This window comes from Mycobacterium sp. E3305 (genome assembly GCF_001666785.1).
Classification (GTDB): domain Bacteria; phylum Actinomycetota; class Actinomycetes; order Mycobacteriales; family Mycobacteriaceae; genus Mycobacterium.
This window is the reverse complement of sequence record NZ_LZJA01000290.1, coordinates 1-8,495: the sequence shown is the minus strand read 5'-3', so window position 1 is coordinate 8,495 and position 8,495 is coordinate 1. Positions and strand designations below refer to the sequence as shown.

The 8,495-nt window shown below is 68.9% G+C and carries 9 protein-coding genes and 2 pseudogenes; 5 read left to right on the top strand and 6 right to left on the bottom strand.

The annotated features are described in order from the left end of the window. Together A5701_RS25350 and A5701_RS25345 are read left to right on the top strand one after the other, a co-directional pair. Positions 1 to 1,237 (top strand): class I adenylate-forming enzyme family protein (locus A5701_RS25350; RefSeq protein ID WP_067760720.1); only part of this gene is annotated, 1,237 nt, incomplete at its 5' end. Positions 1,238 to 1,252: 15 nt separating this feature from the next. Then, on the top strand, positions 1,253 to 1,966 hold the full coding sequence (locus tag A5701_RS25345; protein WP_067760719.1) for a hypothetical protein: 714 nt from the start codon (positions 1,253 to 1,255) through the stop codon (positions 1,964 to 1,966). Here the strand turns inward: A5701_RS25345 and A5701_RS25340 are convergent. Further along, positions 1,952 to 2,929: a nitronate monooxygenase family protein gene (locus A5701_RS25340; RefSeq protein ID WP_067760718.1), complete on the bottom strand. Its 978-nt coding sequence runs from the start codon at positions 2,927 to 2,929 to the stop codon at positions 1,952 to 1,954. The genes A5701_RS25345 and A5701_RS25340 overlap by 15 nt on opposite strands. After that, a complete protein-coding gene (locus A5701_RS25335) occupies positions 2,926 to 3,318 on the bottom strand; it encodes a tautomerase family protein (protein WP_067760716.1) in 393 nt (130 codons plus the stop codon). The genes A5701_RS25340 and A5701_RS25335 overlap by 4 nt, the downstream gene beginning before the upstream one ends. 94 nt (positions 3,319 to 3,412) lie before the next feature. On the opposite strand from A5701_RS25335, the gene A5701_RS25330 reads away from it, so the two are divergent. Beyond that, positions 3,413 to 4,282 carry a LysR family transcriptional regulator gene (locus tag A5701_RS25330; protein ID WP_304528233.1) on the top strand — a complete coding sequence of 290 codons (870 nt, stop codon included), beginning with the start codon at positions 3,413 to 3,415 and terminating at the stop codon, positions 4,280 to 4,282. A gap of 59 nt (positions 4,283 to 4,341) precedes the next feature. On the opposite strand, the gene A5701_RS25325 is transcribed toward A5701_RS25330, so the two are convergent. Then, positions 4,342 to 4,941 (bottom strand): TetR/AcrR family transcriptional regulator, encoded by a 600-nt coding sequence (locus A5701_RS25325; protein WP_067760711.1) that lies wholly within the window; start codon positions 4,939 to 4,941, stop codon positions 4,342 to 4,344. 107 nt (positions 4,942 to 5,048) lie between these two features. Between A5701_RS25325 and A5701_RS25320 the strand changes: the two genes are divergently transcribed. Beyond that, positions 5,049 to 6,611, top strand: coding sequence for an NAD(P)/FAD-dependent oxidoreductase (locus tag A5701_RS25320; RefSeq protein ID WP_067760709.1), 1,563 nt, complete (start codon positions 5,049 to 5,051; stop codon positions 6,609 to 6,611). 3 nt (positions 6,612 to 6,614) lie between these two features. Here A5701_RS25320 and A5701_RS25315 read toward each other — a convergent pair whose 3' ends face one another. The 3 genes and pseudogenes from A5701_RS25315 to A5701_RS25305 all read right to left on the bottom strand — a co-directional run. Then, complete coding sequence (locus A5701_RS25315; protein WP_067760704.1) at positions 6,615 to 7,223, bottom strand: YbhB/YbcL family Raf kinase inhibitor-like protein; 609 nt, start codon at positions 7,221 to 7,223, stop codon at positions 6,615 to 6,617. Positions 7,224 to 7,273: 50 nt separating this feature from the next. Then, positions 7,274 to 7,717, bottom strand: coding sequence for an SRPBCC family protein (locus tag A5701_RS25310; protein ID WP_067760702.1), 444 nt, complete (start codon positions 7,715 to 7,717; stop codon positions 7,274 to 7,276). A gap of 35 nt (positions 7,718 to 7,752) precedes the next feature. Further along, positions 7,753 to 8,295: pseudogene (locus tag A5701_RS25305) on the bottom strand (zinc-binding dehydrogenase); the annotation flags it as partial. On the opposite strand from A5701_RS25305, the pseudogene A5701_RS25300 reads away from it, so the two are divergent. After that, positions 8,291 to 8,495: pseudogene (locus A5701_RS25300) on the top strand (oxidoreductase); the annotation flags it as partial. The pseudogenes A5701_RS25305 and A5701_RS25300 overlap by 5 nt on opposite strands.

Genomic DNA, 8,495 nt, shown 5'->3' with positions numbered 1-8,495 from the left:
GGCCGTGCTCGGGGCGGCCCGCATCGGCGCCGCGGCCGCGCTGATGAATCCGGCGCTGACGCCACCCGAGCTCCGCGGCCTATTGACGGCCGCGGGCTGTGCCGACGTGGCCGTCGCGGGGGAACCGTACGCCGACCGGCTCCGAAATGCCGGTGCGCGAACGGTATTGGGCGCGGAGCTGCTGGAGGGCGCCGATGCGGCAGCGCCCGCCGGCAGCGATGACCGCGACGCCCTGGTGCTATTCACCAGCGGAACAACGGGATTGCCGAAGGCGGTCGGCATCAGCGGCAGGCAGTTGGCAAGGCGGATCGGGGGAATGGCGCCACCCTTCAGGGCGGACGCCAAACCCTCGGTGGGGATGATGTGCGTCCCGTTCTTCCACGTCGGGGGCTCGCTGGGCACGCTCGGCAGCCTCTACTCCGGCAACACGTCGGTCGTGCAGCCGCGATTCGACGCCGGCGAGTGGCTACGCCTGGTGTCGGAACACCGGGTGACCACCACGTTCCTGGTTCCCGCCATGCTGCAGCGCATCCTCGACCATCCCGGCTTCCCCTACGCCGACTTGTCGTCCTTGGTCGCCATCGCCTACGGGGCCGCCGCCGCGCCCATCGCGTTGGTGCGCCGGGCGATGGACGCGTTGCCACACGTGGCCTTCGCCAACGTATTCGGCCAGACCGAGACCCTCGGCGCATACACGACGCTGCTGCCCGCCGACCACCGCGACCCCGCCCGCGCGGGATCCGTCGGCCGTCCGCTGCCCGGGGTCGAGGTGCGGGTCGTGGATCCCGAGACCGGCGACGACGTCGGGGTCGGAACGATCGGTGAGCTGTGGGTGAACACCACCCAGAACGTCACCGCCGGGTGGCTGCGCACCGGTGACCTCGCCCGCCGGGACTCCGACGGCTACCTCTTCCCCTGCGGACGGCTCAGCGACACCATCAACCGCGGGGGAGAGAAGTTCGGGCCGGTCGAGGTGGAGGAAGCGCTGCGTTCCCACCCCGCGGTGCGGGATGTCGCGGTCGCCGGTATCGCCGACGACGAGCTGGGCCAGCGCGTGGGAGCTGCGGTGGTGGCCTGCGCCCCGGTGACCCTGGAAGACCTGCGATCGCACTGTCGCGAGTCGATCGCCTACTTCAAGCTGCCCGAGCGGCTGGCGCTCGTCGACGACATCCCCTATAGCTCGACCGGCAAGGTCAGCCGCCGCCAGCTCGCCGCGCTGATCGCCGATCAGCCCTGAAGGCAAGGAGTTTCGATGCTGTTCCTCCACGAGACCCACCGGGTGGTCGGCGCGCGGCAGGACGAATTCGAGGCGGCATACCGCGAAGGCTGGATGCCCACCCTGGCCGCGGGGGACGACGCGCGGCTGCTCTGGTACACCAACCACGCCCACGGCTCCGGCCTGTCCTACAACGTTGTCACCATCACCGGCATCGTCGACGGCGCGGCCTGGGAAAGGCTTGCGCGCAGGACACAAAGCGGCGACCTGCGCCCGTGGATGCGCGAACTGGACAACCTGCGCCACGAGGTGACCGGAAAGCTTCTGCTTCCCGTCGATTGGTCGCCGTTGCAAACCGTCGACCTCTCGACGGTGCCCACCGACGGTGCGACCCACCAACTGAGCCTGTTCATGGAAGACACCGGCTGGCCCGACGCCGCGCTCGACGACTACATCAGGATGTGGGACGAGATCTATTACCGGCTGCTGTCCAAAGCCCCAAAAGAAATGCGGATCCTCGATATCCAAGCGTGCTTTCAGGTGGCGCACGGCAGTTACCGCCGACGAGAAGCGATGCTGTGGCAGAAGATCGAGAACTTCAACAACTATGCCGCGCTGGTCCACCTGCTGACGGCCGAGACCGCGCCCGAGCACCGGCGGCCCGGCAGCTATATGGTCGAGGCGCTGAAATACCGCGACCAGTGGGAAAGCCGCCTGCTGCGGACGTCGGACTGGTCACCGCTGTACTGAGGCCGGCCGGTTGAGGATCCGGGCGGCGTGGTCGACCATGTCGGCCACGATGTCGGCCGCGGGCCGGACTTGCCGCAGCAGCCCCACCCCTTCGCCGACGAGAATGGCGGCGGTATCGAAATCCTCAGCCGCGACGGCTTTTTCGTAGTCGGCCACCGCCTCCTGCAGCGACGCCGCCAGCCCGTCCTGGTTGCCGTGCCACGTGTCGAGGAACGCGTTGCCGAGCGCCCGAGCGTTGTATTCGGCCGGCCAATCCAGCCGTCGCACAAGGTCATAGGCGCGCGTGCGAACGGTGTCGTCACCGGAGGCCGTCAGCGCCCGCTCGTGCGCGCGGGGCGACACCAGCGCCTCCGGCGTCGCCCAGAATCGGGTGCCCACCAGCGCCCCGTCGGCGCCGAGCGCGAGCGCGGCGGCCAGGCCCCGCCCGTCGGTGACCCCGCCCGCCGCCAGCACCGGCGTGCCGGGTGAACGATCGGCGGCCAGGTCGACGACGTCGGGCACCAGCGTGAAGGTGGATCGGGCGCTCATCCCGTGCCCGCCCGCCTCGCCGCCCTGGGCCACCACGACATCGGCGCCGGCGTCCAGGGCCAGGCGCGCGTGGTCGAGGGTTTGCGCCTGCGCGATCAGCGGGACGCCGGCGGCGCGAATGCGCTCGGCGAACGGCTGCAGCTCACCGAACGACAGCATGATCGCGGCGGGCCGGCGCTCCAGGGCCGCGTCGAGCAGCGCGGGTTCGCCGGCCAGGCTCCACGTGATGAAGCCGCAGCCGACGGTTGCCCCGTCGGCGCGGTCGAATTCGCGCCGCAGCCATGCCGCGTCGCCGTAGCCGCCGCCGATCAGGCCGAGGCCGCCGGCCGACGTCACGGCCGCCGCCAGCCGCCCCCCGGAGATCATCGCCATCGGGGCGAGCACGACGGGGTGCTGGATGCCTAAGAATTTCGTGAGTCGGGTGTCGAGGCTCATGTCAGCTCCCCGGTGAGAAATTGCGCCCGGCCGTGGCCGAAAGACCAGTCTTCGTCGCCGTTTTCGGTGATCGAGACGATCAGGTCGGCCGGGTCGAGCCCGCACCGCTCCGCCAGGTGGGTGGCCAGCAGTTGGTAGAACTTCTCCTTCATCGCCCGTGTGCGCCGCCGGCTCACCATGTGGACGATCACCTGGTGCGCCGACCGGGTGATGCCGAGACCGGTGTCCAGGGCGATGATTTCGTGGGCGGGATGGCTGCGCACCACCTGGTAACGGTCGCGCGGCGGCACCCCGAAGGCCTCGACGACGGATTCGTGCACCGCGTCGAGCAACGCCCGCATTTCCGATGGCGTGCGGCCCGCGATGAGGTCGATGTACAGCAGCGGCATGGTGGCTCCTTACGATCTGTGTCCTGGCTACGACGTTAGGTTCGCCCGGATCGGGTGTGAAATGCCTGCTGTAATCGATCTATGCTTGTCGGGCATGGGCGCAATGGAAGGTGGCCGAGTCGAATTGCGCCACCTCCGGGCGTTTGAGGCGGTGGCGCGACTCGCGTCGTTCACCCGGGCCGCCGACGAACTGCGCATCACCCAGCCGGCGCTCAGCCGGACCATCCGGCAGCTCGAGGACGCGCTCGGCGTGACGCTCGTGGACCGCACTTCGCGGCACGTGGAGACGACCCGGGCCGGACGGATCTTCCTCGAGCATGTCGAACGGGTGCTCGCTGAACTGGAGCGGGCGTTCGGCGCCGTGCGCCGGCAGGCCAGCATCGGCCTCGGATTCAGCTGGTTGTTGCCCGATCCGTGGGCGCAGGAGACGGTCGCCCGTTTCGAGCGGGCCACCGGCACGACGGTCAGGCTGGTCCGCACCGACGATGCGCTGGGCGCCGTGCAGCAGGGCCGGGTCGACGTCGCCGTGGTCCGCGGACAGGTGACGTCGACCGCCGTGCGGGTGGTGCACCTGTTCGACGAGAACCGGGTGGCCGTGTGCTCGGTGCATTCGCCGCTGTCGTCCCGGTCGGAGCTGGACTGGGCCGAGGTCCCGCGGTGGCCGTTGGTCGTCAACACCGCCAGCGGGACCACCGGGCCATGGTCGTGGCCGTCGGGGGAGGGACCGGAAACCATCGTGGAGACGGCCAATTTCGACGAGTGGCTCGAGTCCGTCGCGGCCGATCGCGGCATCGGCGTGATCCCCGACGTCGCCGTCCGCCGCAACATCCACCCGGGCGTCCGGTTCGTCGCGCTGCGCGGGGCCCCGCAGAGTCCGGTCGCCCTGGCGTTTCTGCCGCGCGCCCGCAACGCCGTGCTGCGCCGCTTCGTCGAGGCCGCCGTCGAGAGCGCGCAGGACGTTTGAGTGTGCGCTCACGGCGGCGATTCTCGGCGTGTCGACACCGTGGGCGCACACTCAACGAATCACGCGAGCGGCGCCAGACCCGACCGCAGCAGATCCAGGCTGGACGCCACCAGTTCGCCGAGCTCCCCGGTGCAGCCGTTGCGGCCCCAATTCTCCACCGCCACAACGAGGGCGGCGGCCAGGGCCGAGCCCGTGACCTCGGCGAGCAGATCGATGTTCGCCACTCCCGGGTTGCGGCCCTTGGCGAAGTCGGTCAGCACGTGCGCGAACGACGCCTGCACGACGCGCAGGTGACCGGCGATGCGCTCCGCGCTGATCAGCTCCGCACGGGCCGTCGCGGCCTGGCGGACCACTTCGAGGTCGTGCGGGAAAGCCGCGACGCTCGCCAGCACGGCATCGAAGAGTGACTCGGAGGTGGGGCGGCCGGCGAGCGCTTCCGCCAGCCATTCCAGCTGCGTCTCGTAGTCCTGGAAGAGCACCGCCTCCTTGGTGGGGAAGTGGCGAAAGAAGGTGCGTTCGGTGACGCCCGCCTCCCTGGCCAGCTCGGTCACGGTGACGTTGGCAAACCCCTTGCGGGCAAAGCTTTTCAAGGCCGCCTGGCGCAGCGCCTCGTGTGTCGATCGTCGGCGTAGCTCGTGGCGGTTCGTCGGCGCGCTCATCCCATCGAGATGGTAGCCCAGCCGGCCTGAACTGGTCAGTGCTGACATCTTCCAATTATGTCAGTACTGACATATTGTTGTCACGCGCCGACCCGAGGGAGGAAGCCATGCCGGACTATGACGCGATCGTCGTGGGAGCGGGCCACAACGGATTGACCGCGGCGGCGGTGCTGCAGCGCGCGGGCCTGCGCACCCTGTGCCTGGAAGCCAACACCTATGCCGGCGGCATGGCGGCCACCGTCGAACTGATCGACGGGTTCCGCTACGAGATCGCCGGGTCGGTGCAGTTCCCCACCGCGAGCCAGATCACCAAGGACCTGGGGCTGGACACCCTGCCGACGGTGGAGCCGGAGGTGATGTCCACCAACATCGGTGACAACGGCGAGGAACCGATGATCTTCTACCGCGACCCGATGCAATTGATGACGCACCTGGGCGACAAGCACGGAATCGAAGCCGTCACCGGCATGGCGGAATTGATCGGGTGGAGCCAGGGACCGGCAAAGGCGTTGGGCCGCTTCGACGTCCGCACGCCACCCAAGACCCTCGACGAGATGTATGCCTGCGCGGCCAACGACGCGGAGCGCCGGGCAATTCACGAAATGCTGTTCGGGTCGGCGATGGACGTCATCGACCGCTACCTGCCGGACAAGGACAGGCACGCGGTCATGCGGGGGATGCTCGCATTCCTGGCCGTGAACTCCACCTATCGTGGGCCCTACACACCGGGCAGCGCGACCTGCCTCGCGTTCGCGCTGGCCGTGCCCGACGATGCCACCGCGATGATGACAAAGCTCAAGGGCGGCATCGGCGCGCTCACCGAACACCTGCGTGAGCTGTTCGTCTCCCACGGCGGAGAGATCCGCTATCGCGCCAAGGTCGAGCAGATACTCGTCGACCACGGCGCCGTGACCGGGGTGCGGTTACGCGACGGCTCCACCATCACTGCCCCCATCGTGGTTTCCAACCTCGCGCCCGACGTCACGCTGACCGAGCTCATCGACTCCGAACACGTTCCGCCGGAGCTGGTCTCGCGGCTGTCGGGCCGTGATCACCGGGCCTCGTTCGTGCAGATCCACTTCGCCCTCGACGGACTGCCCGAGTTCGCCGCACCGTATGAGTTCTTGAACGAAGAAGGCATGCAGCAATCGGTCGGGATCTTCGGCGATCCAGAAGAACAACAGCTGCACTGGGAGAACTGCCGCCGGGGCATCGTCCCGGACAACCCGTCGATGGGAATGCAGATACCGTCCGTGCACGATCCGGGCATGGCGCCGCCGGGTAAGCACGCCGCCAGCGCCTACGCGTACGCCTTCCCGGTCGAAGTCAGCCGCGATCAGCACGGGCACCTCAAAAATGTTATGGCCCAACGCGTTATCGACAAGATCACCCGGCTGGCCCCGAACTTCAAGGACATCGTGATCCGCCACATCACGTTCGCGCCCTACCACATGAACACGATGTTCGGCGCACCCGACGGCGACTTCTGCCACGGTCTGCTGCATCCGGACTTGATGGGCCCGAACAGGCCGGGCCCCAAGGGCTTCCTCGACTTCCCGATCCCCATCGACGGTCTCTACCTCGGCGGCGCGGGATGCCATGGCGGGCCGGGCATCACGTTCACCCCCGGCTACAACGCGGGCTATCAAGCGCTCGACGACATGGCCTGACGCTCAGCCCGCGAACGTTCCGGTCAGCTGCGCCTGGGCGGTGGCGGCGCCACCGATCGTTTGCGCCGCCTGCACGCCCGCGAGGCCACCGGGAAGCTGGTAGTCGTTGGGCAGCTGGTAAAGGGTGAACCGGTAGTGGTGCGTGCCGGTTCCCGCCGGCGGGCACGGGCCCTTGTACGCGGGCTGTCCGGCCGAGTTCGGCAGCGTGGTCGCGCCGGCCGGCGTCTGACCGTCGGTGGTGCTACCGGGACCCGGGGCGATGCCGGTCACGACCCAGTGCACGTACAGCCCGTTGACGGCGTCCGGGTCGTCGACCACGAGCGCCGCCCCCAGCGGCGCCGACCACGTCAGCGGCGGCGCGATGTTGGCCCCTTTGCACGTGTACTGCACGGGGATCGGGGCGCCGTCACCGAACGCCGGGCTGCTGATGGTCAACGGGGCCCCGGCGGGCGCGGCCGCGACGGTGCGCCCGAGGGTCGTCACCTTGGGCGTCGACGGCGCGGTCATATGGGTGTCGCCGTGGCCGCCGCAGCCGGCCAGCGCGGCGATGATCGCCAGCCCGCCGATGATCGGTGCGATCCTGCGAGGGCCGCGCGGGGTCGGCGATTTCATAAGGGACAGTGTGGACCGCGGGGCGGCCGTCCGGTAGGGCCAGAGCGCCGTTAGGAGTCGCGCTTCTTGTCGAGCACCCGCTTACGCAGCCCCTTCGTGGCGGTGTCCATCAGGCTCTTGGACCCGCGCTTGATCAGGAACCCGGGCACCGGCATCAACAGGTCGACGGTCAGATCGAAGCTCACCCGGGTCGAGTCACCGTCGGGCGTCAGCGTGTAGCGGCCGTCCTGCGCGCGTTGCTGTTTGGCGCGGACCAGGGTCCAGCTCACCCCGTCGTCGTGAACGGTGTACGCCAGCTCCTGTTCGTCGCTGACCCCGACGAGCTTGACCACCTGCTTCGACCTGGTGGGGTGGCCCTGATCGTCGCGCTCGAGAACCTCCACCTTTTGGTGAACCGAGGACCACTCGGGCAGGGATTCGATGTCGAACAGCACATCCAGGATCTCATCCGGTGTCGCTTCGATGACGACCTCGCGGGATTCGGTGACAGCCATGCAGGATAGATAACCACTGCGGCGCCGCTAAAAACTCACGGAACCAGGACCACTTTGCCGACGTTCTCGCGCGCCGCGAGAATGCGGTGCGCCTCCGGCGCTTCGTCGAAGGGCACCGCCGCGTGGACGATCGGAGCGATGGTCCCGTCCTCGAGCGCCTCCGTCAGCGGGGTGATCCACGGCTCGAGCGTGCCGCGGTCGTCCCACAGCCTCAGCATGTTGAGGCCGATCACGGCCTTGGACTCCGAGAGTTGGTCGATCAGGTTGAACCCGCGCAGCATCGCCAGCGCGTGCGGGGCCGCCGCCCGCAGAGAGCGCTTCTCACCGTGCTGCAGATTCGAAACCCCGTAGCCCACAAGCCTTCCGCCCGGTCGCAATAGCGCATAGGACCGCCGCAACGACGTGCCACCCAGCGCATCGAGCACCAGGTCGTACGGTTGCAGGCCCTCCCACCAGCCGTCGCGGCGGTAATCGATCGCTCGGTCCACCCCCAGTTCGGCCAGCCTCTGATGCTTGGCGGGTGATGCGGTGCCATGCACCTCGGCCCCGGCCGCTTTCGCGAACTGAACGGCCGCGATGGGCTTCGAACAGGGCGCCGCCGTCCCGGTCAACTACGCGACCGCATGGGCCGCGCTGCACGGATACGGGTCGCTGCGCGCCGGTGAACGGGTGCTGGTGCATGCCGCGGCCGGCGGCGTGGGCATCGCGGCCGTTCAGTTCGCGAAAGCGGCCGGGGCCGAGGTGCATGGCACCGCATCACCCGCCAAGCATCAGAGGC

Bases quoted from the DNA above. Each gene is read 5' to 3' on its own strand.
- A5701_RS25345 (WP_067760719.1), top strand. From the start codon at position 1,253: ATGCTGTTCCTCCACGAGACCCACCGGGTGGTCGGCGCGCGGCAGGAC.
- A5701_RS25340 (WP_067760718.1), bottom strand. From the start codon at position 2,929: ATGAGCCTCGACACCCGACTCACGAAATTCTTAGGCATCCAGCACCCC.
- A5701_RS25335 (WP_067760716.1), bottom strand. From the start codon at position 3,318: ATGCCGCTGCTGTACATCGACCTCATCGCGGGCCGCACGCCATCGGAA.
- A5701_RS25330 (WP_304528233.1), top strand. From the start codon at position 3,413: ATGGGCGCAATGGAAGGTGGCCGAGTCGAATTGCGCCACCTCCGGGCG.
- A5701_RS25325 (WP_067760711.1), bottom strand. From the start codon at position 4,941: ATGAGCGCGCCGACGAACCGCCACGAGCTACGCCGACGATCGACACAC.
- A5701_RS25320 (WP_067760709.1), top strand. From the start codon at position 5,049: ATGCCGGACTATGACGCGATCGTCGTGGGAGCGGGCCACAACGGATTG.
- A5701_RS25315 (WP_067760704.1), bottom strand. From the start codon at position 7,223: ATGAAATCGCCGACCCCGCGCGGCCCTCGCAGGATCGCACCGATCATC.
- A5701_RS25310 (WP_067760702.1), bottom strand. From the start codon at position 7,717: ATGGCTGTCACCGAATCCCGCGAGGTCGTCATCGAAGCGACACCGGAT.